The following is a 23,159-nucleotide window of genomic DNA, read 5'->3' as shown; positions in this document are numbered from 1 at the left end:
CGTCGTGACGGGACTGCGTTTGTCCCTGGCGCTCGACGCGGGCGGATTGACGCTTGGCGACGACGCGCGCGTGGCGGTGCTCTACCCCACGCGTGAGACCGATTTCGGCGCGCTGTCGTCGGAGCGGGTGACGGTGGTGACAGGCTTCCGTCCGGATTTCGAGCATTTCGAGCGACAGGGTTACGCGTGCGAGACTGCGCTCGATGGAACGTTCGATGCGATCCTCGTCTGCGCGGCGCGGTCGCGCGAGAAGACGCACGCGGCCATCGCCGAAGCGGCCGGGGCCGCGCCGCTCGTGATCGTGGACGGTGCCAAGACCGACGGGATCGACGCGGTGCTGCGCGCGTGCCGCAAGCGGATCGATGTCCACGGGCCGGTCAACAAGGCGCATGGCAAGCTTTTCTGGTTCGACGCGCGCGCAGAATCCTTCTCTGACTGGGCGAGGGGCGGTGCGCGCGAGGTGGCGCCCGGGTTCGTGACGGTGCCGGGCGTCTTTTCGGCGGACGGAATCGACCCGGCGTCGAAGGCCCTCGCCGATACGCTTCCGGCGGCGATGGGACGGCAGGTCGCCGACCTGGGCGCAGGCTGGGGATACCTTGCCGCGCGTGTGCTTGAACGTGCGGAGGTCGAAACGCTGCACCTTGTCGAGGCGGAGCATGACGCGCTTGCCTGCGCGCGCCGCAATGTCGAGGACGCGCGAGCGGTCTTTCATTGGCAGGACGCGCTGAGCTGGCAGCCGGACGAGCCGCTCGATACCGTCGTGATGAACCCGCCCTTCCACACCGGGCGCGCCGCCGACCCGGCGCTCGGATGGGCCTTCATCGGCGCCGCGGCGCGCGTTCTGAAACCCTCGGGGCATCTCTGGATGGTGGCGAACCGTCACCTTCCCTATGAAAGCGCGCTGGCGGAGAGTTTCGGCGAGGTTGCGCCGGTCGCGGGTGACGGGCGCTTCAAACTGTTCCACGCGCGACGACCGTCTCGCCAACGCGGATGAGATGGCCTAGGGTCCGCCCCGCGCGCACCGGCAGAAGGACCGCTTGAATGTCATTTTCCCTCAACGGCAAGACGGCCATCATCACTGGCGGCGCCAACGGAATCGGCCTCGCCCTGGGCCGTCATTTCGCGAACAAGGGCGCCAATGTCATGCTGGCCGACATGGACGAGGAACGGCTCGCCAAGGAGATCGGTGAGCCCGATGACAACCAGACGATCCGTTACTTCGCAGGCGACCTGCGCGAGAAGCTCACCATCGCGAACCTTCTGTCGGCCACGGTCGATGCCTATGACAAGGTCGACATTCTCATCAACGCCTCGCGCCAGGTGCTGACCTCCGATCCGCTCGACCCCGAGCAGGACGCGGTCGAGATGCTGATCGAGCAGAACCTCCTGACGGCGCTGCGCCTGTCACAGGCCGTGGCAAAACGGATGATCAAGCAGGCCGAGGACCAGGAAAGCGGCACGGTGGGGTCGATCGTCAACCTGTCGTCGATTGCGGCGCGGCGCACACGGCCCGAACTCCTCGGCTATTCGATCTCGACCGCCGCACTCGACCAGATGACGCGCTCGCTTGCCGCGGCGCTCGCCCCGCACCGCATCCGCGTGAACGCTCTGGCCTTCGGTTCGGTGATGAGCGCGTCATTGCAGGATGCGCTCAAGGACGACCGGGGGGCCCGGAAGGAGATCGAGGAGCACACGCCGCTGGGCCGGATCGCCGCGGCGGCGGATCTGTGCGAATCGGTGCAATACCTGGCCAGCAGCGCCTCGAGCTTCATGACCGGCGAGATCCTGACGCTGGATGGCGGGCGGTCGATCCTCGATCCGGTTTCGAAACCCGCGCATTGAGGGATGGCATGAGCGATACGTTTGCCGAGAAGAAAACCCGCGCCGCCGGGTGGTTCCGCAGCCTGCGCGACGAGATCGTCGCGGCTTTCGAGGCGCTCGAGGACAGCCATGACACGGGGCCGCTGGCCGAGATGAAGCCGGGTCGCTTCGAGGTGACCGAGACGCGGCGCGCATCGGATGACGGAAGCGACGCGGGCGGCGGCCTGATGAGCGTGATGCGGGGGGGCCGCGTCTTCGAGAAGGTTGGTGTGAACGTCTCGGAGGTGTTCGGCACGCTGGGACCCGCCGCGCAGAAGGCGATGGCCGCCCGCGGCGTGCCGGGGATCGACGCCGATCCAAGCTTCTGGGCGAGCGGGATCAGCCTCGTGGCGCATATGCAGAACCCGCATGTGCCGGCCGTTCACATGAACACGCGGATGTTCTGGACGCCCGGCGCATGGTGGTTCGGGGGTGGGTCCGACCTCAACCCCTGCATCGAATACGCCGAGGACACCGCGCATTTCCATGCGCAGCAGAAGGCGCATCTCGATCCGCATGGCGAGGCGCTTTATCCCGAGCTGAAGGCGTGGGCGGACGAATATTTCTACATCCCGCATCGCAAGCGGGCGCGCGGCGTGGGCGGCATCTTCATGGACGATCGCAACTCCGGCGACTGGGAGGCGGATTTCGCGCTGACGCAGGATATCGGGCGGGCGTTTCTTCCGGCCTTCGTGCCGCTGGTCGAACGTCGCCGCGTGCAAGAGTGGAGCGAGGCGGACAAGGACGCCCAGCTTGTCCATCGCGGACACTATGCGGAATACAACCTCGTCTACGACCGCGGCACCAAGTTCGGCCTTGCCACCGGACACGATGCAAACGCCGTGCTGATGTCGTTGCCGCCGATGGCCAAGTGGGTCTGAGCTAGCGCGCGAGATCGACCCAGACGAGGCGGTGACCGCTGGCCAGCGCCGCCTCGGCCGCGGGGTCGCCCGCACGCGGCCAATATACCCCGGCATCGACGACCCGCCAGTCGCGCGAAGGCAGGATGTAATCGACCCGCATCGGCGGCAGATCCGTCTCTGGCCATGCCACCGTCGCGTGAAGGTCTGCCCGGGCCACACCCTCGGCCTCGGACCGCACGGGCCGGGGGTCGGTCAGGCGCGGATCGGACAGCAGGGCGCGGATCGCCGATTTCCGACCCTCCCCGCGCTGCGGGTCCTGATTGGTATCGCCGATGACCACGAAACGCTCGGTCGGCACGGCACCGAAGCTGCCGTTCAAGACCTCGATCCAGAACATGATCTGATCGTGATTGCGCCGCCCGTTGCGATCATCGGGCCCGTCGAAGACCGGCGGCCCCGCATGAAGCGCGAGCAGCGAGACCTTGCCCTGCGGCGTGTCGAGCGGCACGATCCAGTGCGCGACGCTGGCGAGAGGAAAGCTGGCCTCGGCCCCGCGTAGCAAGAGCGGCTGCCTCTCGTCATCGGACAGAAGTGCGGCGGGCAACGCGGCCCATGGCACGGCGCTCAGGTCCCGGGCGCCCGCGCGGTCGATGGGATAGCGCGAAAGAAGCGCCATGCCGCCCTGTCCCGAGAAACGGCCATAGCCCACCGCATCCTCGGGCTCTCCGGTGCGTCCGTCGCCGTCGATGTCCTGCCCCGTGGGCCATCCGGTGTTAGGCCGCAATGCGAAGAGGTGCGGATAGGCGATGCCGGCGGCGGCGAAGCGATCGCGCAAGGCGCGCAGGGCCAGAAGGTCATGATCGTAGTCCACCCCCTGAAGAAGAAGGATGTCGGGCGCAATCCGCGCGGCGATGGCGGCGGCAGCCTCGATCTGCGGGTCGCCGCGTTGGATGTCACGCAAGAGAAGACCGGGCCCCTTGCGCTCGGCGTCGATATTCCATGTCGCCACGCGCAAAGTTTCCGCCGCGAGCGGTGCAGCACAAACCGCCAGCCAGACCGCAAGGAGGTGACGCGCGAGGGCGTTCAGACGGTCTGCAACCCATCGGCCGTCTTGGCATAGGCGCGGCGGCGTTTCTCGTTGATGAGGTCGCTGATCCGGTAGAGCGCGATGCCGCGCATCACCATGCTTGCCGGGACGAAGGCCCAGAAACAGGTCATCCAGATGAGATTTTGCCGCTCCAGGAATCCGAATCTCTCCGCGAAATCGGGCAGCGCGAGCGCTGCGAGTGGCACAAGGAATGGCAGCAGAAACCCTAAGGAAATATTAATGCTCGCATCCCGCACGAGCCGATCGACCACGTCGCCGCCGCCGGTGGGATCGAAAAGCGGCATGTTGAGGCTCACGTTGAAGGCGCCGTTGCGCACCGGCCAATCGAGAAGCCGGACGACGATCACGAAGGTCACCACGAGCAGCAGCGAGAGGAGATAGCTCAGCCCCGCCAGCGTGGTGACCATGCGGATTTGTTCGGGCCCGGCATCCGCGGGCAGCACGCTGACCACCGACCGCACGGGCGAGTAGGGGAAATCCAGCAGCTGTGCGAGATTGGTGGCCCAGAGGTTGAGCCCGCCCGAAACCTCCTCGGCACGCAGGATCAGCGTCATGAGCAGAACCGCCGCGGCGGTGAAGGAGAATTTCAGCCGGTTGTAGGGCGCGGCAAAGCGGAACTCGATCAGGCTGGGGTACTTTCCGAAATACTCGGCGAAGACCAGCCCCCCGCCGATCACGGCTGCCATCAGGACCATCTGGGAGGTGTCGGCCTGAATGCCGGGCAACAGGAGAGAGGGTGTTGTAATCAACAACACCACGAAAAATGTCCGCAGAAGTGCTCCTGCCAAATTCGCTATCACTGCCCGATCCCCTCAAACTGGCCCGGCGCGATACGATGTCGCGCCATTGTCCCAACTTGATTCCGCCTATTGTGGCGGTGTGCCTCAATTTGGTCCAATTGTTGCCGTCTTTCCGCTTCCTTCTCAAGAACTTGGTTAACCAGACTTCATGCGTGGGGCGAATTGAAGGCGTCACTGGTGCGGTATTGCATCATTATTCGATCAGCAATGTGGCGGTTCAAGATGAGGCCACAACATGTTGTTAATCTTCGAATTTCGCACACAAAAGCCCCCGCCTGAGGTTGAAATCCGGCGGGGGCGCGCATGAATTCAGACGATTCCTGCGGTCAGACCCAGGGGCGTTCCATGCTTGCCTTGCTCTCGAAACCGTCGATCGCCGCGGCCTTCTCGAGCGTCAGGCCGATATCGTCGAGCCCCTCGAGAAGGCAGTGCTTCTTGAAGGCATCGACCTCGAAGTGGAAAGTCTCGCCCTCCGACGTGGTGACGGTCTGCGCCTCGAGATCGACGGTCATCCGAGCGTTCGATCCCTTCTCGGCATCCTCCATCAGGACATCGACCTGCTCTTGCGGAAGCGCGATCGGGAGGATCCCGTTCTTGAAGCAGTTGTTATAGAAGATGTCGGCAAAGCTCGGGGCGATGACGCAGCGGATGCCGAAATCCTTGATGGCCCAGGGCGCGTGCTCGCGGCTCGACCCGCAGCCGAAATTGTCGCCCGCAATCAGGATCTCGGCCTCGCGATACTGCGGCTTGTTCAGGACGAAGTCGGGATTCTCGTTGCCCTGCCGGTCATAGCGCATCTCGTCGAAGAGATTGACGCCAAGGCCGGATCGCTTGATCGTCTTGAGGAACTGCTTGGGAATGATCATGTCGGTGTCGATATTGACGAGCGGCATGGGCGCTGCGACCCCGGTGATCTTTTCGAACTTTTCCATCACATCATCTCCCGCACATCGGTAAGCTTGCCCGTCACCGCCGCAGCGGCCGCCATTGCCGGGCTCATCAGGTGCGTGCGGCCCTTGTAGCCCTGCCGCCCCTCGAAGTTGCGGTTCGAGGTCGAGGCACAGCGTTCCCCTTCCGAAAGCTGGTCGGGGTTCATGGCGAGGCACATGGAACAACCCGCGAGACGCCATTCGAAACCCGCTTCCTTGAAGATGTCGGCCAGCCCTTCTTCCTCCGCCTGCGCGCGCACGAGGCCCGAGCCGGGCACGATCATGGCACGCTTGACCTTGATCTTCTTGCCCTTGAGCACTTCGGCTGCGGCGCGCAGATCCTCGATCCGGCCGTTGGTGCAGGACCCGATGAAGACGGTATCGATCTCGACCTCGTTGAGCGGCGTGCCCGGTTCGAGTCCCATGTAGTCGAGCGAACGTTTCGCGGCGCCGACCTTGCCGCCGGTGAAGTCGGACGGATCCGGCACGCGCGCGGTGATGGGCAGAACGTCCTCGGGGCTGGTGCCCCAGGTGACGACGGGCGCGATGTCCTCGGCCCTGATCGTGATGACCTTGTCCCAATGCGCGTCATCGTCCGAATAGAGCGTCTTCCACCAGGCGAGCGCGGCCTCCCACTGTGCGCCCTTCGGAGCATGCGGGCGACCTTTGACATATTCGAAGGTCGTCTCGTCCGGCGCGATGAGACCGGCGCGCGCGCCTCCCTCGATCGCCATGTTGCAGACCGTCATGCGGCCCTCCATCGAGAGCGAGCGGATCGCCTCGCCGCAATACTCGATGACGTAGCCGGTGCCGCCGGCGGTGCCGGTATGGCCGATCACCGAAAGCGTGATATCCTTGGCCGTCACGCCGGGCGGGAGTTGGCCGGTGATCTCGACCTTCATGTTCTTCGACTTGGTCTGGATCAGCGTCTGGGTGGCGAGCACGTGCTCGACTTCCGAGGTGCCGATCCCGTGTGCCAGCGCGCCGAAAGCGCCATGGGTCGCCGTGTGGCTGTCGCCGCAAACCACCGTCATGCCGGGGAGCGTCCAGCCCTGCTCGGGGCCCACGATATGCACGATCCCCTGCCGCACGTCCGACACCGGGTAATAGTGGATCCCCGTCTCACGCGCGTTCCGGTCGAGCGCCTCGACCTGGATGCGGCTCTCCTCGTTCTCGATTCCGTTCTCGCGGTCGAGCGTGGTGGGCACGTTGTGATCGGGAACGGCAATGGTCTTTTCGGGCGCGCGCACCTTGCGGCCCGCCATGCGCAGCCCTTCGAAGGCTTGCGGACTCGTCACCTCGTGAACGAGATGCCGGTCGATATAGAGAAGGCAGGTGCCATCCTCGGCCTCATGCACCAGATGCGCATCCCAGATCTTGTCATAGAGTGTTTTGGGGGACATGGGTCCTCTCCCTGGAAAGATGAATGGAATTCGAAGTCGAGCGGAGCCGCGGCCTTATAGCCTCGCGAGCACCGTCATCGTCGCACCGAAGAACCGCCAGGGAAGGCGTGCCCGGTCGCAGATATCGAAAATCCGTTTCATGACGCATGAGATACTACCTGCATCGCGGACCCGCAAGTGCCGGTGACCGGTCCCTCTCTTTCTGCTGCTCCAGGTATCCAGGGAAGGAGGCCGGGATTGCCCCAGGGTCACACCCGCGCCGCTCAGTCGGGGGCCAGCATGTAGCCCTCGCCCCGGACGGTCTGTAGGTAGCGGGGCTGCTTGGGGTCGGCTTCGATCTTGCGGCGCAGGCGGGTGATCTGCACGTCGACGGCGCGTTCCTGTGCCTGCCCCCGGTCGCGGCCCAGGTCCTCGACCAGTTTCGTGCGGCTGACGGGTTCGCGCAGGTTCTCGGCGAAGATCCGCATCAGCTGGCTCTCGGTCGCGGTCAGGCGCACGATCTCTTCGCCACGCAGCAATTCGGCGCGCTCGATATCGTACCGCACGGGGCCGAGGTTGAGGATCTTGGGCATGACCGTCGTCGGTTCCGGCTCGGGCATCCGGCGCAGGATTGCATTGATCCTGAGGAGCAATTCGCGCGGCTCGAACGGTTTCGGAAGGTAGTCATCCGCGCCCGCCTCGAGCCCCGCGATACGATCGTCGGTCTCGCCCTTGGCGGTCAGCAGCAGGATCGGCGTGGCAAGCGTGGCGCGCAGGGCGCGGGTCAGTTCGACCCCGCTTTGCCCCGGCATCATCACGTCGAGGATGATGAGGTCGAACTCGAGCCCCGAGAGGATCCTCCTCGCATGGGCGGCGTCGCGCGCCACCGAGACGAGAAACCCGTTCCGCGCGAGAAACTTGCGCAGGAGGTCGCGAATCCGCTCGTCGTCATCGACGATCAGGAGGTGCGGCGCGGGATCGGTCATGTGTCGACCTCGCCGAAGGCGCGGTAGCGGCGGCGCATGTCGGGATCCATCATGGCCTCGAGCACCTGGCGAAATCCGGCCACGGCCTCGGGCCCGGCGGCGCGATAGGCGCTTCGCATCCGCGCCCTCTGGGCATCGCTGAGCTGCCGCTCGAGATCTTCGCCGTCCGGGGTGAGGAAGAGATTGCGCTCTCGCTTGTCGGTGCGGCCCACCCTGCTTTCCACGAGCCCGTCCTCGATCAGCGTGCGCAGGACGCGGTTCAGCGATTGCTTGGTCACGCCCAGAATCGCCAGCAGGTTGCTGACCGTGGTGCCGGGACGGCGCGCGATGAAGTGAAGCGCACGATGATGCGCGCGCCCGTAGGCCATGGTCTCGAGAATACGGTCGGGGTCGGCGGTGAACCCGCGATAGGCGAAGAACATCGCCTCGATCCCCTGGCGCAACTGCTCATCGGTTAGAAAGAGAAGCGTCTCACCGCCCTTGCCGTCCGCCATGCCGGGGTCCTCTCCTGTTCACGATCTGGCACAGGTTATGTCAGCTTTATTGACATTCCAAGAGCAGACTGCTAGCGAATCGAGGGTTTTGCGCAACATTATGTCCGCATCGGCCATATCCGGCGCAACAAAAGACAATATGATCGAAACGAGGAGATCGGATCAATGGCGGGATATGACGACCGCGACGGCACAATCTGGATGGACGGGCGCATGGTGGACTGGCGCGCGGCCAATGTGCACATCCTGACCCATGCCATGCATTACGCAAGTTCGGTCTTCGAGGGCGAGCGCGCCTATAACGGGAAGATCTTCAAGAGCCGGGCGCATTCCGAGCGTCTGCACTTCTCGGCCGGTGAACTCGATTTCCAGATCCCCTGGACCGTGGACGAGATCGAAGCCGCCAAGCAGGAGGTGCTGCGCGTGAATGGCCACGAAAACGCCTATGTGCGCGCCGTGGCCTGGCGCGGCGCGGGCGAGGACATGGGCGTCGCCTCGGCGCGCAATCCGGTCCACCTGGCGATCGCGGCCTGGGAATGGGGCGCGTATTACGGAGACGCGAAGCTCAAGGGCGCCAAGCTCGACATCTCGAAATGGAAGCGGCCCAGCCCCGAGACCATCCCGGTTCATGCCAAGGCGGCGGGGCTTTACATGATCTGCACCACCTCCAAGCACGCGGCCGAGGCCAAGGGATGTTCGGATGCGCTTTTCATGGATTACCGAGGTTACGTGGCCGAGGCGACGGGCGCCAACATCTTCTTCGTCAAGGACGGAGAGGTGCATACCCCCCTGCCCGACTGCTTCCTCAACGGCCTCACACGCCAGACCGTCATCGGGATGCTGGAGGATCGCCAGATCAAGGTGCACGAGCGCCACATCATGCCCGAGGAGATGGAAGGTTTCGAGCAATGCTGGCTGACGGGCACCGCGGCGGAGGTCACGCCGGTGGGCCAGATCGGCGATTACCGCTTCGAGGTCGGCGCGCTCACGCGCGAGATCTCGGATGCCTACGAGAAGATGGTGCGAAGCTGACCGCTGCCACACAGTGACCTGAATGCGAAGGGCGGGATCAACTCCCGCCCTTCCTGCATTGGATACGTTGATCGTTTACCCGGGTGACAGACCGCGCAGACGCTCGGACCGGCGGCGCAGGATCTCGACCGTGGTCAGAAGCGCGATGGACATCACCACGAGGATCGTCGCGACTGCGAGGATGGTGGGCGAGATCTGTTCGCGCAGGCCGGTGAACATCTGCCAGGGCAGCGTCTTCTGCGACGCGGAGCCGACGAAGAGCACGACGACCACCTCGTCGAAGGAGGTGATGAAGGCGAAGAGCCCGCCCGAGATCACGCCCGGCAGGATGAGCGGCATCTGGACGCGGAAGAAGGTGGTCACCGGGTTCGCGCCCATGTTCGCCGCGGCCCGCGTGAGCGAACGGTCGAAGCCCACGAGCGTCGCCGTGACCGTGATGATGACGAAGGGGATGCCCAGCACCGCGTGCGCGAGGATCACCTTCACGTAGCCCACGAAGGTCTTGTTGAAGCCCAGCGTGCCTTCGAGGAAGTTGCCGATGTCGGAGTAGAAGAAGAACATCCCGGTCGCCGAGATGATCAGCGGCACGATCATGGGCGAGATCAGCACCGCCATGATCGCGCGACGCCCCGGCACGTGGCTCTGGCTGAGCCCGATGGCCGCCAGCGTGCCGAGCGACACGGAGATGATCGTGGCGATCGGCGCGATGATGAGCGAGTTCTTGAAACTGCGCTGCCAGTCGTTGTTGGTGAAGAAATCGCGGTAATGTTTCAGGCTGTAGCCCTCGGGATCGAGGCGCAGCATTTCGGGCGTGAAGGTGAAGAAGTTCTCGGCATTGAAGCTGAGCGGGATGACCACGAGGATCGGCGTGATCAGGAACACGAAGATCGCGCCGCAGATCACGCGGAACGTGTAGTGCCACAGCACCTGTCCTGCCGTGGTGTAAGGCGGCAGCTTGGCCCGGTAGCGGCCCTCGTAGAGCCAGAAGATGAACCAGCCATAGAACCAGCCCGCGAACGCCCCGAGAATGGCGAGCGGCAGGCCGCCGAAGAAGAATCCCAGCGCGACGAAAAGCGCGACGGTGAGCCAGCGGGCCAGCTTCTCGTTGCCCATCATCGGCAGAATGAAGGCGAGCGCGCCGACCAGCACGGCGCCGATCACGAGGCCAAGTAGGCCCGAGCCATTCGCGGTGCCCACGAAAAGACCCAGGAACGCACCCGCGGCGGCGGAGCAGGCGGCAACGAAGCCGAGGGGTTTGCGGGAAATATCGGTCAGTTTCATGTCGCTCACCCCAGCTTCACGTTGTCGATGCCGACGATCTTGTCATAGGCCCAGTAGAGGATCAGCACGACAACCAGCAGGATCGTCCCGAGCGCGGCCGCGAGCCCCCAGTTGAGAGAGCTGGAGATGTGATAGGCGATCCGGTTCGAGATGAAGACACCCTTGGTCCCGCCCACGATCTCGGGCGTGATGTAGTAGCCGATCGAGAGGATGAAGACGAGGATCGAGCCCGCGCCGATACCCGGCACCGATTGCGGGAAGTAGACACGCCAGAACGCCGTCCAGTTGGTTGCACCCAGCGACTTGGCCGCGCGCAGGTAGCTGGGCGGGATGGTCTGCATCACCGAATACATGGGCAGGATCATGAATGGCAGCAGGATATGCGTCATCGCGATGATCGTGCCGGTCTGGTTGTTGATCAGCACGAGACGGGCATAATCGGGCACCATTCCGAGCCAGACGAGCACGTCGTTGATCACGCCCTGCTGTTGCAACATGACCTTCCAGGCGCTGGTTCGCACCAGGAGCGACGTCCAGAACGGCAAGAGCACGAGGATCATGAGCAGGTTGGCCGTGCGCATCGGCAGGTTCGCGAGAATCCAGGCGACGGGATATCCCAGCAGGATGCAGGCCCCGGTGATGATCAGCGACATGACGAGCGTGCGCATGAAGAGCGTGACGAGGATGCGTTTGTCCTCGGGCTGGGCCTTGGGCCCGTCGGGCGTGATGCGCATGTCGATCGCGTTGAGGAAGTAACCGCTCGTTATCGCCGGCGAGAATGTCTCGATCGTGCGCCAGGTATCGACATTGGCCCAGTCCCTGTCGATGTCGGCCATGATCGCCTGGTAATCGGGCGCCTCGATCGCGCCGCTGTCCTGAAGCTCGCGCAGGAGATCGGCCTGCGGGCCGTCATAGCCGGAGAGGTCCGCGGTTTGCAGGTCCGACGCGAGGGCGACGAAGAGGCTTTCAAAAGGTTTCTCCGTTGCGACCTCGTCCTCGTCCACCAGTTCGGTCACGACCGCAAAGGCCGCATATTCCCGCGCCGTCAGGGGCAGAAGCTCGGAGATGGTGGTGCCGGGTTCGAAATTCACGTCTCCGCGGTAGCTCGTGTCGTCAAGCCGAGACACGCGGCGTTTCGCGTCGGCCACCAGGTCGGGATTCTTGGTCGCGTCCTCGTCGCCCGAGAGGAGCGCATACCATGTCTCGCCGTCCTGCCAGGCGTCGTTCACGTCGGTGAAGACCTTGCGGTAGTCCTTGCCGACGTCGTCGAGCGCACGGCCCGTCTGCCGGAACAGCGAGGACATGCCCGTGTTCTCGTAGTTCAGGCGGGTGCCCAGACGGGTGTGACGCTTGAGCTCGGTCGCAAGGAACAGATCGTAGTAGAGCGATTGGTAGACCGGTTCAGGCGGCAGGTCGCCGGTCGACGTGTCCCATTGCTCGATCGTCTCGACCGTGTAGGGCAGCGTGTTCCCGACGATGTCGTTCTCGACCGAACGCATCAGCATCGCGACGATGGGCCAGATGAACGAGAGCAGAACGAAGATGAGCAACGGCGCGATCAGCCCCAGCGCACGCAGCTTCTGAACCCGGAGCGCACGAGCGAGGCTGCGCTTGAGCGGCGTTCCGTCGGCGGCAAGGACCGGCCCGCCCTGATCGCTGTCGGCGATACGGAGGCCATCGTCGGGCGTAGGGCCGCGTTTGCCGGTCGTGGCGTCGGTTACATCGCTCATGTCAGGTCCCCTCGACCAAAACGATTACGCTCGAGGCGGTGCGCCTGCGGATCTCCGCCACCTCTTGGTAGGCGGGATCTTCATACGCGGCGCGCGCGGCCTCGTAGCTTGGAAATTCAATGACGACGTGACGATCCAGCGTCTCGCCCTCGGGTGTCTCGGAGGCGCCACCCCGGACGATGAACGTGCCACCATGCCGTTCAAGGATCGGTGTGTCCCGCTCGACATACTCCCTGTATGCCTCCGGATCATGCACCGTGATATGGCCGATGAGGTAGCCCTTGGGCATGGCGCCTTTCGTGTCCCTGTCGGATGGCGGGGACCATACGTGTGGCCCGCGCTCGAGTTGTTGGAGTGGGGATGCGCGCAGGACGCGCATCCCCGATCAGCTTATTGCGCCAGCCACGCCTGGAACTTGGCGTCGATGTCGTCGCGATAGTCGGCCCAGAACTCGTAGTTGTAGAGCAACGTGTTCTTGGCGTTCTCCGGATCGGTCGGCATGTGCGGCGCCATGTCGATGCCCAGCTCGGCGTGCTGGCCGACGAGCGGTGCGGACGACTTGCGCGCGGGACCGTACGAGATGTACTTGGCCTGATCCGCAAGGCGCTGCGTGTCGGTCGCGAACATGATGTAGTCGAGCGCCCGGTTCAGACGATCCTCGGGCAGACCCGCAGGAATGATCCAGCCGTCCAGATCGAAAACCTGCATGTCCCACAGCATCGCCACGGGCTGATCCTGCTCTTCGATCACGCTGAACAGGCGGCCGTTATAGGTCGAGCCGATGAAGACCTCGCCATCCGCCAGAAGCTGCGGCGTGTCGGCACCGGCGGACCACCAGATCACGTCGTCCTTGATGGTGTCCAGCTTGGCGAGCGCCCGATCCTGGCCCTCTTCGGTGGCCAGCACGTCGTAGATCTCGTCCTTGGCCACGCCGTCACAGTAAAGCGCCCATTCCATGTTGAAGACCGGACGCTTCTCGAGCGAGCGCTTGCCCGGGTAAGTCTCGGTGTCGAACACGTCACAGACGTCGTCGGGCGCATCGACGCCTTCCGGCACCATGTCGGTGCGATAGCCGAAGGTCGTGGAATAAACGATCTGCGGGATGAAACAGTCACCCACCAGCAGTTCGCCGAAATCCTCGGAGGCGGGCGTGCCATCCGGGGCAGCGGCGAGCATCTCGTCAGGGTCGATTTCCATCGCGAGACCCTCATCGCAGAGGCGCAGCGCGTCGGCGGCCACCACGTCGACCACGTCCCACGTGATGTTGCCGGCTTCGTTCATCGCGCGCAGCTTGGCCACGGCCTCGTTCGAGCTGTCGTCATTGATGATCTCGATACCCGTCTTTTCCATGTAGGGCTCGTGATACGCATTCTGCTGCGACTTCTGGTAGGCGCCGCCCCACGACACGATCGTGAGCTTGTCGGCCATGTCCTGGGCGCCCGCGGCACCGGACACCACGGTCAGCGCCGTCGTTGCCAAGAGTGTTTTGGTCAGTTTCATTCCTTGTCTCCCTATTCTACCCGTTACTTGTCTAAGGGGCCCGTGATACGGGTGGATGTCCCGGACCCCCTGTTCACCGCGCTGCGATTGGCGGCGCGAGAAGGTCTTTCCTCATGCGTCGAGCGCGCGGCAGTCCTCGGGCAGCCAGCCGATCTCGATCTGCTCGCCCGGTTTCAAGCGCACCTGGTCCGGCGCGTTCCGCGTCTTGACGATGAAATCGTCGTTTCCTGCCACCGAGAGCCGGGTGCGAAAGATGTCGCCCATGTAGATGAATTCCTTCACCTCGGCCTTGAGCGTATGCACCCCCGGCTTCAGGCGGCTCTTGTTGAACTCGACCCGTTCGGGGCGGATGGACACGCGCGTCCTGTCGCCCACCTTGGACACGTTGATCGGAATGCAGTCGATTTCCTCGCCATCGTCGAGCTCGACGAGAGCCTGCTTGCCCTCGATCTTCTTGACCGTCCCGAGCAGCGTGTTGTTCTCGCCGATGAACTGCGCGACGAAGCTGTTCTCGGGCTGCTCGTAAAGCGTGTCGGGCGTCGCGATCTGCTGGATGCGGCCGTCGTCGAACACGGCCACGCGGTCCGACATGGTCAGTGCCTCGGTCTGGTCATGCGTGACATAGACCACGGTGATGCCCAGGCGATGCGCGAGGTCCGTGATCTCGAATTGCATCTTCTCGCGAAGCTGCTTGTCGAGCGCACCGAGAGGTTCGTCCATCAGGACGAGTTCAGGCTCGAACACCAGCGCGCGCGCCAGCGCGATACGCTGCTGCTGACCGCCCGAAAGCTGTGCGGGGCGACGCCCGCCGAAACGGCCCATCTCGACCATGTCGAGCGCGCGCTTCACCTTCTGCTCGCGCTCGGACTTCCCGATCTTGCGAACCTCGAGCGGGAAGCTGAGATTCTCGGCGATCGTCATGTGGGGAAAGAGCGCGTAGTTCTGGAACACCATGCCGATCCCGCGCTTGTGCGGCGGGATGTTGTTGATCGATACGCCATCGAGACGGATGTCCCCGTGGGTGGCGGTCTCGAACCCGGCGAGCATCATCAGACACGTGGTCTTGCCCGAGCCGGACGGCCCCAGCATCGTAAGGAACTCGCCCTTCGGGATCGACAGGTTCAGGTCTTTGACGACCAGCGACTCCCCGTCATAGCTTTTCTGCACCCGGTCGAATTCGACGAATGCATCGCCGTTCTTGTTGTCAGCCAAAGGTGGCTCCCCGTTTCTTGCGTCGTCTTTTCTTTGTTCAGTGTCGCGGTTGTTCCGCGTTGAGAGGAGACTAAAGCGTGTTCGAGCCGCGGATGCAAGCGGCTTGCGGCGATTCACGGGCAGTTTGCGACGCCCGCATGCGGTGAAAGGCGGCCCGAGCGCGGGCGCATCGTCGCGTGGGACGCGGGGCGAAGAAAGGGAGTGCGCCGGCGGTTCGATTTCGGCACTCTCGGGCAGGACCAGCACCTGCCTTCCAAAGGACCATCATGATTCGCAAAGACATCCCCTTCGAGCGCGCCGAGTATGATCGGCGCCTGGCCAAGACCCGCGCGGCGATGGAAGATGCCTCGCTCGACCTTCTGTTCGTCACCGATCCGTCCAACCAGCATTGGCTCACGGCCTATGACGGCTGGTCGTTCTACGTGCACCAGGGGGTGATCGTCTTTCCCGATCGCGACCCCGTCTGGTGGGGCCGGAGACAGGACGCGAACGGGGCGCTTCGGACGGTGTGGATGGAGGATGACTGCGTGCGGGGATACGCGGACAACTTCGTGCAATCGACGGTGCGCCATCCGATGCAGGACCTGGCCGCGTTCCTCGAGGACATGGGGCACGGGTCGGATCGGATCGGCGTCGAGATGGACAACTACTATTTCTCGGCCAAGGCGATGCAGGTGCTTCAGGCGTCGCTTCCGAACGCGCGGTTCTCGGATGCCACGGCGCTGGTGAACTGGCAGCGGGCTATCAAGTCGGAGGCGGAAATTTCCTTTATCCGCAAGGCCGCGGGGATCAGTCAGAAGATCACCGAGGGGCTTCTCGAGCGGGTCGAGCCGGGGGTGCCGAAGAACGAGGTGGTGGCGGAAATCTATCGCGACGCGATCCGGGGGACCGAGGAGGCCTGGGGCGATTATCCGGCCATCGTGCCGCTGCTGCCGTCGGGGTCGGACGCGGCGGCGCCGCACCTGACCTGGGACGGGCGGCCCTTCGCCAGCGGGGAGGCGACGTTCTTCGAGACGTCGGGATGTTACCGCCGCTACCACGCGCCCTTCTGCCGGACGATCTTCCTGGGCACGCCGGACGACACGTTCCGCCGCGCCGAGGCGGCGCTGGTCGAGGGGCTGGAGGCCGGGCTCGAGAAGGCGCGCGCGGGAAACCGGGCCTGCGACATCGCCAACGCGCTGGCCGAACCCCTTGAAAAAGCAGGGATCGAACGCGGCGCGCGCTGCGGCTACCCGATCGGGCTGAGCTATCCGCCCGACTGGGGCGAGCGCACGATCTCGCTTCGGGCGGAGGACGAGACGGTGCTGGAACCGGGGATGACGTTCCACTTCATGCCGGGGCTCTGGATGAGCGACTGGGGCCTCGAGATCACCGAGTCGATCCTGATCCGGGAGGACGGGCCGCCGGAATGTTTCTGTGACATGGAGCGCAAACTCTTCGTCAAGAATTAACCCTTCGCCGAATCACCTGATTTTCAAGGGTTAACGGCCGAAACCCGCGTCGGTATCCACGTCGGTATCCACGTCGGTATCGTGTCGGTGGAAGGGCCTCCGGGGGAGGTGTTAGCAGTGCGGGCGGTGCGTTCAGCCGCCCGAAACCGGCGCGAATCCGAATTTCGCCCGTTTCGTGCTATGGATACCCATCCGAACCCCATGAAAGGATGGCACCCGATGCGGCACTACCTGATCCAGACGGGGGGCGGTAGCGCCGTTCCGTTTCTGACCCGCCTTGCGAGCCGCCTTCCCGAGGGGTTCGCGGATCGGCCGGACGTCACGCTCAAGAACCTCGGGCCGCCGAGCGATGACGGGACCGATCCGCGCGTGGTGGTCATGTTCGACGAGACCGACGAGAACGGCGAAAGCCTGTCGGCCTTCAAGGAGGCCATCGACGGCCTGCGGAACGAACGCTTCATGCTGTCGCCCCACCCGCCTGCCCTTGCGCCACCGGCGGCGAACGAGACGGAAGACGACGCGCTGGAGAGCCTGATCCTTCTTCTGCGATTGCCGAAGACCGCGAATGCGGACGACCCTTTCCCCGACCTCAAGAAGATTTTCGAGACCCAGGCCTCGGGCGAGGATTTTCCCGAAGACCAGTACGAGGGCGGCGCGGCGAAGGCCTATGCGCATATCTGCAAGAAGCTCGGGACCGAGCCGAAGGAGGATCGCGGCGTCACGATCAAGCCCGAGCGCATCCGCAACATGAAGCGCCCCTGGAGGATAAAGGCGAGGGACTGGGACCCGGTGGTCGAACACCTGGAGACCGAGATCCTGTTCTTCGGCTTCACCCGTGAATGGCTGGGCGACAGCGGGCACCTGATGATGCTGAACGACCGGCAGACGGACCTGAATTTCGGGTTTCTCGAGCTTCTGGGCGGCACCTACCTGGGGATGAAATCCTCGGCCAAGGTGACACTGATCATAGGCACGATGTGGAAGCTGGCCGGTTTCGCATCGAGCGCGGTGGGCGGACCGGCGGGCAAGGCCGCGGGGCTTCTGCGGGCGCTGTGGGATGTCACCGCCGCCGGGCTGCCCGATCCCACGGCCAAGACGACGGCCACGATCGCCGGTATGAAAGGGGAATTGACCAAGCTCTGGTCGGCGCAGTTGACCATGCTGGGCAAGCAGCACGCGAAGATCAACGGCGACTGGGGCCTGCTGAACCGCTTCGGCGGGCTTATCATGTCGAAAAAACTGGACTGGCCCGAGGATTTCAGCCCGATCACGCGCGAGTTCTCACGCGCGTTTCATATCTATGCGTTGCAGAAGACGATGCGCAAGGCAGAGGTGGGCGCCGAGATGGTCATCAAGGAAGAGGTCCCGTGCCAGAAGCCGCGCAACAAGGCGGGATGGTGGTTGAGATGCCCGAGGTCGGGAGGACGGGATTGCACGTATCGATGGGCGCTCAAGTCCAAGAAATACAAGACCGGGCATTGGTGCTTTGTCTACTATCTCGGCTACAAGTCTCATGACCCCCTGTCCCGGCGCGACAGCTATATCCCCGCGGACGGGCCGATTCAGCGCAAGCTGTTCGGGGACAGGACGGAGTCGATCCTCGACCCCGAACTGGGCTTTCCTCACAGGTTCCTGACCGACCCGAACTGCGCCGAGCGGAAGGGGTGGGGGCTGGAACAGAGGGTGTTGTGAGGGGAAACGCAAGACGCCGCCCCTTTCGGAGCGGCGCCTTTCGTTATCCGGTGATGGCGGTTAACCCGCTTCCATCAGCCCCTTGTCCTTCAGGTCCTTGTGCGTCTTGTCGAGGGCCTGCCACGCGCGGTCGACCAGCGTGTCGATCTCGTCCTTGGTGATGACCAGCGGCGGCGAGATGACCATGCGGTCGCCCACGTGCCGCATGACGAGGCCCGAGTTGAAGCAATGTTCGCGGCAGATGAGGCCGGCGGTGCCGGTATCGGCCTTGAAGGGCGCGCGGTTCGCCGGGTCGGGCGAAAGCGCGATGGACCCCATGAGGCCGATGATCCGCGCCTCGCCCACCAGCGGGTGATCGGCAAGGCTTTCCCATTTCTCCTTGGCATAGGGCGCGGTTTCGGAGCCGACGCGGTCCACGATGCCCTCCTCGTCGAGGATGCGCAGGTTCTCGAGCGCGACGGCGCAGGCGACGGGGTGGCCGGAATAGGTGTAGCCGTGGGCGAAATCGCAATCGTTCATCACCTTCGCCACCTCGTCCGACAGGAGCGATCCGCCGATGGGCGCGTAGCCCGAGGAAAGCCCCTTGGCGATGGTCATGATGTCGGGGGTGATGCCCATGGTTTCGGAGCCGAACCACTTGCCCGTCCGGCCGAAGCCGCAGATCACCTCGTCCGCGATGAGGAGGATGTCGTGCTTGCGGCAGATACGCTCGATCTCGGGCCAGTAGGTCTCGGGCGGGATGATGACGCCGCCGGCGCCCTGCACCGGCTCGCCGATGAAGGCCGCGACGCGGTCGGCGCCGTAATGCTCGATCGCCGTCTCGAGCTGACGCGCGCGTTCGAGCCCGAAATCCTCGGGGGACATGTCGCCGCCCGCCGCATACCAGTTCGGCTCGTCGATGTGGTGGATGTCGGGGATGGGCAGGCCGCCATGGGCATGCATCGGCTTCATCCCGCCAAGCGACGCGGAGCCCACGGAGGAGCCGTGATAGGCGTTATGGCGGGTGATGATGATCTTCTTCTCGGGGTGGCCCTTCTCGGCCCAGTAGGTGCGCACGAGGCGGATGTTGGTGTCATTGGCCTCGGAGCCGGAGGACGCGAAGAAGACGTTGTTGATATGCGGCGGCGTGAGCTCGGCCAGCTTCTGCGAAAGCGCGATGGCCGGCACGTGCGTGGTGTGGAAGAAAGTGTTGTAGTAGGGCAGTTCCTTCATCTGGCGCGCGGCCGCGTCGGCCAGTTCGTCGCGGCCATAGCCGATATTGACGCACCAGAGCCCCGCCATGGCGTCGAGCATCTCGTTGCCGTCGCTGTCGGTCAGGGTGACGCCCTTGGCACGGGTGATCACGCGCGCGCCCTTGCCGGCCAGTTCGGTGCCGGAGGTGAAGGGATGCATGTGATGCGCCGCGTCGAGCTTCTGAAGCTCGTCGGTGGGAAGGTGGTTGGTGAGCATGTTCATGGCGGACCCTTTCCGGAATGGGCTGAGATGGGAGGGGGTCTTCGGGCCGTGCGGGCCGGACCGGAGACACATTGCGGGTCAGGATATGATCAAATTCGGGGAAGTCAACCGAATCGGGTCTCCGCCGTTCAGCCGTCGAAGGCGGCGCGCAATTGCTCCATTCCCTGCAACACGTCCTCGCGGATGGCGCGCGCCGCGGCCTCGGCATCGCGGGCGCGCATCGCCTCGACGGTGTCCTTGTGGCGGTCGGGCAGGTTCTGGGTGCCGACGCGTCCGCAGACGACGCGCATGGAGGGGCCGAAGCGGAGCCACAGCCCCTCGGCCATCTCGGCCAGGATCGGCGCGTCGGCCATGTCGTAGATGCGGCGGTGGAAGCGGTAGTTGAGCTCGAGATAGGCGCGGTGATCGCCGTCCTCGATCGCCCGATCGAGCCGTTCGTCGAGCGCGGCGAGATCGGCCACGTCCTCGTCGCTCGCCCGTTCGCATGCCTTGAGCGCCAGATGGGGATCAAGCCATTGACGGGCAATGATAATCTGGGCGATGCTGGAGGCCTCCAGAAGGGGCACGCTGACCCGGCGGTTGCCACGGGATTCAAGCGCGCCCTGCGGCACGAGCCGGCGGATCGCCTCGCGCACGGGGGTCATGCCGACGCCGAGCTGGTCCACGAGGCCCTGGATCGTCACCGCCTGCCCCGGCGAAAGGTCTCCGAAAAGCACCATCGCCCGCAATTTGCGGTAGACGACCTCGTGCGCGGGAAGGTTCGCCTGCGCCGTCCTGCCCCCGGTGTCGATCTGCGCAATCTCGGTCACGTTTCCGGTCACTCCGTTCATGTCCATCCGTGCCATTCCTTGCGAGTTTAACGGCACCGTGAAAGCATTACCATATTGCATCGGCGGAGATAGTTTGATCAAATCCGCCGCAACGGTGCAGGAGAAGTGCCGGGAATAGGGAGATACCGATGAAGAAACTTCTGATGACGACAACGACCGCCCTCGCCTTCGGCGCGACATTCGCGCAGGCCGAAGAGGTGCGCGTCTACAACTGGTCGGATTACATCGACGAATCGCTGCTCGAAAAGTTCGAGCAGGAGACGGGCCTCGAGCTTGTCTATGACGTGTTCGACAGCAACGAGGTTCTGGAGACCAAGATGCTGGCCGGCGGGTCGGGCTATGACGTGGTGGTGCCCTCGGGCACGTTCCTCCAGCGCCAGATCCAGGCGGGCGCGTTCCAGAAGCTCGACGATTCCAAGCTGCCCAACCGCGAGCACATGTGGGACGTGATCCAGGAGCGCACGGACCAGTACGACCCGGGCAACGAGCACGCGATCAACTACATGTGGGGCACCACGGGGATCGGCGTGAACGTGAACAAGGTGAAGGAAGTGCTGGGCGAGGATGCGCCCGTCAACTCGCTCTCGCTGATCTTCGAGCCGGAGAACATGGAGAAGCTCGCCGAGTGCGGGGTCCATTTCCTCGACGCGCCCGTCGAACTCATCCCCGCCGCGCTGGCCTATATCGGCGAGGATCCCGACAGCCACGACATGGACGTCATCGAGAAGGTCGAGCCGCTTCTGACGGCGGTGCGGCCCTACGTGCAGAAATTCCACAGCTCGGAATACATCAACGCGCTGGCTAACGGCGATATCTGCGTGGCGTTCGGCTGGTCCGGGGATGTCCTCCAGGCCCGTGACCGCGCGGCCGAGGCCGACAACGGTGTCGAGATCGCCTATCACGCGCCGAAGGAAGGCGCGCTGATGTGGTTCGACATGATGGCGATTCCGGTCGATGCACCGAACCCCGACGGGGCGCACAAGTTCCTCAACTTCATCATGGAGCCCGAGAACATCGCCGCCGCGTCGAACTACGTCTATTACGCGAACGGCAACAAGACGAGCCAGCAATACCTGGTCGAGGACGTGATCGAGGACACCGCGATCTACCCCGACGAGGAGACGCTGGAGAATCTCTACACGACGACGCCCTACCCGGCGAAGACCCAGCGCGGCGTCACGCGGCTCTGGACCAAGATCAAGTCAGGCACCTGACGATCCGGAAAGACCAACCCGCGCGGACGCATCCGCGCGGGTTTCTTACCCCCGGCAGCAGAACGGGGGCCTCAGACAGGGACAGCGACACACATGGGCGAAAAGACCTTTGAGCCGTGGAACGATCCGAACGAGACGCCGCTCATCCAGTTCAGGAACGTGACCAAGCGTTTCGGCTCCTTCACGGCGATCGACGACCAGAGCTTCGACATCTACGCCAAGGAATTTTTCGCCCTGCTCGGCCCGTCGGGATGCGGCAAGACCACGATGATGCGGATGCTCGCGGGGTTCGAGGCGCCGACCGAGGGAACGATCCTTCTCGGCGGGCAGGACATGGCCCCCATCCCGCCCAACAAGCGCGCGGTGAACATGATGTTCCAGTCCTACGCGCTTTTCCCGCATCTCTCGGTCTGGGACAACATCGCCTTCGGGCTCAAGCGGGACCGGATGCCGAAGCAGCAGATCGAGGAACGGGTGGCCGAGATGCTGAAGCTCACCCGGCTCGAAAAATTCGCGCAGCGCAAGCCGCACATGATCTCGGGCGGGCAACGGCAGCGCGTGGCGCTGGCGCGCAGCCTCGCCAAGGCGCCCAAGCTGCTGCTTCTCGACGAGCCCCTGGGCGCGCTGGACGCGAAGCTGCGGCAGGACACGCAGTTCGAGCTGATGGACATCCAGGAAAAGACCGGCACCACCTTCGTGATCGTCACCCACGACCAGGAGGAGGCGATGACCGTGGCGTCCCGCGTGGCGGTGATGGATCACGGCAAGATCATCCAGGCCGACACGCCGGCCAATATCTACGAGGCGCCGAATTCGGTCTACGTCGCGGATTTCATCGGGGACGTCACGATCATCGAGGGCCGCGTCACGCGCCGGGAGGACGGATATGACCTGCGCTTTGCCGAAGGGCAACCGGAGTTGCACGTCAAGTCCGACCGGAGCCTCAACGACGGGCAGACGGGATACATCGCCATCCGGCCCGAGAAGGTCGCGATCAGTGCAGAGAAGCCGCAGGATGCCGCGAACGCCGTGCGCGGCACGATCCTCGACATCGCGTATCTGGGGAACCTCTCGACCTATCACGTGAAGCTTCCCAACGGCCAGATCATCAAGGCGCAGGCCGCGAACACCCGGCGCCTGTCGATGCGGCCTTTCAGCTGGGAGGACACGGTCTGGCTGAGCTGGACCGACACCGCCGGCGTATTGTTGGAGGGCTGAGGGCATGTTGCGCAAATGGACGCTCATCGCCGTCCCCTACCTGTGGCTTCTGGCGCTGTTCCTCGTTCCCTTCGTCATCGTCCTGAAGATCAGCCTGAGCGACATCGCGCTGGCGATTCCGC

The 23,159-nt window shown here is 64.2% G+C and carries 21 protein-coding genes; 8 read left to right on the top strand and 13 right to left on the bottom strand.

Annotated elements, in window-relative coordinates:
• Window positions 1-4 precede the first annotated feature (4 nt).
• The 3 genes from K1T73_RS02565 to hemF are packed head-to-tail and all read left to right on the top strand — an operon-like array spanning window position 5 to window position 2,741.
• A complete protein-coding gene (locus K1T73_RS02565) occupies window positions 5-994 on the top strand; it encodes a class I SAM-dependent methyltransferase (protein WP_220602437.1) in 990 nt (329 codons plus the stop codon).
• Window positions 995-1,041: 47 nt separating this feature from the next.
• Entirely contained in the window at window positions 1,042-1,842 is an 801-nt protein-coding gene (locus tag K1T73_RS02560; RefSeq protein WP_220602436.1) for an SDR family NAD(P)-dependent oxidoreductase, read from the top strand.
• 8 nt (window positions 1,843-1,850) lie between these two features.
• Complete coding sequence (gene hemF, locus K1T73_RS02555) at window positions 1,851-2,741, top strand: oxygen-dependent coproporphyrinogen oxidase (protein ID WP_220602435.1); 891 nt, start codon at window positions 1,851-1,853, stop codon at window positions 2,739-2,741.
• 1 nt (window position 2,742) lies between these two features.
• Here the strand turns inward: hemF and K1T73_RS02550 are convergent, their stop codons facing one another.
• The 6 genes from K1T73_RS02550 to K1T73_RS02530 form a co-directional block, all read right to left on the bottom strand.
• Window positions 2,743-3,732 (bottom strand): endonuclease/exonuclease/phosphatase family protein, encoded by a 990-nt coding sequence (locus K1T73_RS02550; protein WP_259400422.1) that lies wholly within the window; start codon window positions 3,730-3,732, stop codon window positions 2,743-2,745.
• Between the two features lie 74 nt (window positions 3,733-3,806).
• Window positions 3,807-4,619, bottom strand: coding sequence for a hypothetical protein (locus tag K1T73_RS17805; RefSeq protein ID WP_259400421.1), 813 nt, complete (start codon window positions 4,617-4,619; stop codon window positions 3,807-3,809).
• 338 nt (window positions 4,620-4,957) lie between these two features.
• Window positions 4,958-5,563: a 3-isopropylmalate dehydratase small subunit gene (leuD, locus tag K1T73_RS02545; RefSeq protein ID WP_220602434.1), complete on the bottom strand. Its 606-nt coding sequence runs from the start codon at window positions 5,561-5,563 to the stop codon at window positions 4,958-4,960.
• Complete coding sequence (leuC, locus tag K1T73_RS02540) at window positions 5,563-6,963, bottom strand: 3-isopropylmalate dehydratase large subunit (RefSeq protein ID WP_220602433.1); 1,401 nt, start codon at window positions 6,961-6,963, stop codon at window positions 5,563-5,565. The genes leuD and leuC overlap by 1 nt, the downstream gene beginning before the upstream one ends.
• 263 nt (window positions 6,964-7,226) lie before the next feature.
• The gene (locus K1T73_RS02535; RefSeq protein ID WP_220602432.1) at window positions 7,227-7,928 is read right to left on the bottom strand and encodes a response regulator; all 702 of its coding nucleotides are present in this window, start codon (window positions 7,926-7,928) and stop codon (window positions 7,227-7,229) included.
• Complete coding sequence (locus K1T73_RS02530) at window positions 7,925-8,422, bottom strand: MarR family winged helix-turn-helix transcriptional regulator (protein WP_220602431.1); 498 nt, start codon at window positions 8,420-8,422, stop codon at window positions 7,925-7,927. The genes K1T73_RS02535 and K1T73_RS02530 overlap by 4 nt, the downstream gene beginning before the upstream one ends.
• Window positions 8,423-8,587: 165 nt before the next feature.
• Here K1T73_RS02530 and K1T73_RS02525 point away from each other — a divergent pair, with 165 nt between their 5' ends.
• Window positions 8,588-9,454 carry a branched-chain amino acid aminotransferase gene (locus tag K1T73_RS02525; RefSeq protein ID WP_220602430.1) on the top strand — a complete coding sequence of 289 codons (867 nt, stop codon included), beginning with the start codon at window positions 8,588-8,590 and terminating at the stop codon, window positions 9,452-9,454.
• 75 nt (window positions 9,455-9,529) lie between these two features.
• Here the strand turns inward: K1T73_RS02525 and K1T73_RS02520 are convergent, their stop codons facing one another.
• The 5 genes from K1T73_RS02520 to K1T73_RS02500 form a co-directional block, all read right to left on the bottom strand.
• A complete protein-coding gene (locus K1T73_RS02520; RefSeq protein ID WP_220602429.1) occupies window positions 9,530-10,735 on the bottom strand; it encodes an ABC transporter permease in 1,206 nt (401 codons plus the stop codon).
• Window positions 10,736-10,740: 5 nt separating this feature from the next.
• On the bottom strand, window positions 10,741-12,465 hold the full coding sequence (locus tag K1T73_RS02515) for an ABC transporter permease (protein WP_220602428.1): 1,725 nt from the start codon (window positions 12,463-12,465) through the stop codon (window positions 10,741-10,743).
• Between the two features lies 1 nt (window position 12,466).
• Complete coding sequence (locus K1T73_RS02510) at window positions 12,467-12,754, bottom strand: DUF1330 domain-containing protein (protein ID WP_220602427.1); 288 nt, start codon at window positions 12,752-12,754, stop codon at window positions 12,467-12,469.
• 101 nt (window positions 12,755-12,855) lie between these two features.
• Window positions 12,856-13,965, bottom strand: coding sequence for an extracellular solute-binding protein (locus K1T73_RS02505; RefSeq protein ID WP_220602426.1), 1,110 nt, complete (start codon window positions 13,963-13,965; stop codon window positions 12,856-12,858).
• 111 nt (window positions 13,966-14,076) lie between these two features.
• Entirely contained in the window at window positions 14,077-15,177 is a 1,101-nt protein-coding gene (locus tag K1T73_RS02500) for an ABC transporter ATP-binding protein (protein WP_220602425.1), read from the bottom strand.
• Window positions 15,178-15,443: 266 nt separating this feature from the next.
• Between K1T73_RS02500 and K1T73_RS02495 the strand changes: the two genes are divergently transcribed.
• Together K1T73_RS02495 and K1T73_RS02490 are read left to right on the top strand one after the other, a co-directional pair.
• Window positions 15,444-16,628, top strand: coding sequence for a M24 family metallopeptidase (locus K1T73_RS02495; RefSeq protein ID WP_220602424.1), 1,185 nt, complete (start codon window positions 15,444-15,446; stop codon window positions 16,626-16,628).
• Between the two features lie 219 nt (window positions 16,629-16,847).
• A complete protein-coding gene (locus tag K1T73_RS02490; RefSeq protein WP_220602423.1) occupies window positions 16,848-18,320 on the top strand; it encodes a hypothetical protein in 1,473 nt (490 codons plus the stop codon).
• 60 nt (window positions 18,321-18,380) lie between these two features.
• Here the strand turns inward: K1T73_RS02490 and K1T73_RS02485 are convergent, their stop codons facing one another.
• Together K1T73_RS02485 and K1T73_RS02480 are read right to left on the bottom strand one after the other, a co-directional pair.
• Complete coding sequence (locus K1T73_RS02485; RefSeq protein ID WP_220602422.1) at window positions 18,381-19,775, bottom strand: aspartate aminotransferase family protein; 1,395 nt, start codon at window positions 19,773-19,775, stop codon at window positions 18,381-18,383.
• 128 nt (window positions 19,776-19,903) lie between these two features.
• Window positions 19,904-20,605: a GntR family transcriptional regulator gene (locus K1T73_RS02480; RefSeq protein ID WP_220603584.1), complete on the bottom strand. Its 702-nt coding sequence runs from the start codon at window positions 20,603-20,605 to the stop codon at window positions 19,904-19,906.
• A gap of 128 nt (window positions 20,606-20,733) precedes the next feature.
• On the opposite strand from K1T73_RS02480, the gene K1T73_RS02475 reads away from it, so the two are divergent.
• Together K1T73_RS02475 and K1T73_RS02470 are read left to right on the top strand one after the other, a co-directional pair.
• Entirely contained in the window at window positions 20,734-21,819 is a 1,086-nt protein-coding gene (locus K1T73_RS02475; protein ID WP_220602421.1) for a polyamine ABC transporter substrate-binding protein, read from the top strand.
• A 93-nt stretch (window positions 21,820-21,912) separates the two neighbouring features.
• Complete coding sequence (locus K1T73_RS02470) at window positions 21,913-23,037, top strand: ABC transporter ATP-binding protein (RefSeq protein WP_220602420.1); 1,125 nt, start codon at window positions 21,913-21,915, stop codon at window positions 23,035-23,037.
• Window positions 23,038-23,159 lie beyond the last annotated feature (122 nt).

It is taken from the genome of Roseovarius sp. SCSIO 43702 (assembly GCF_019599045.1).
Classification (GTDB): Bacteria; Pseudomonadota; Alphaproteobacteria; order Rhodobacterales; family Rhodobacteraceae; genus Roseovarius.
Note: the sequence above shows the minus strand (reverse complement) of the source record. Positions and strands in the feature narration are given on the sequence as shown.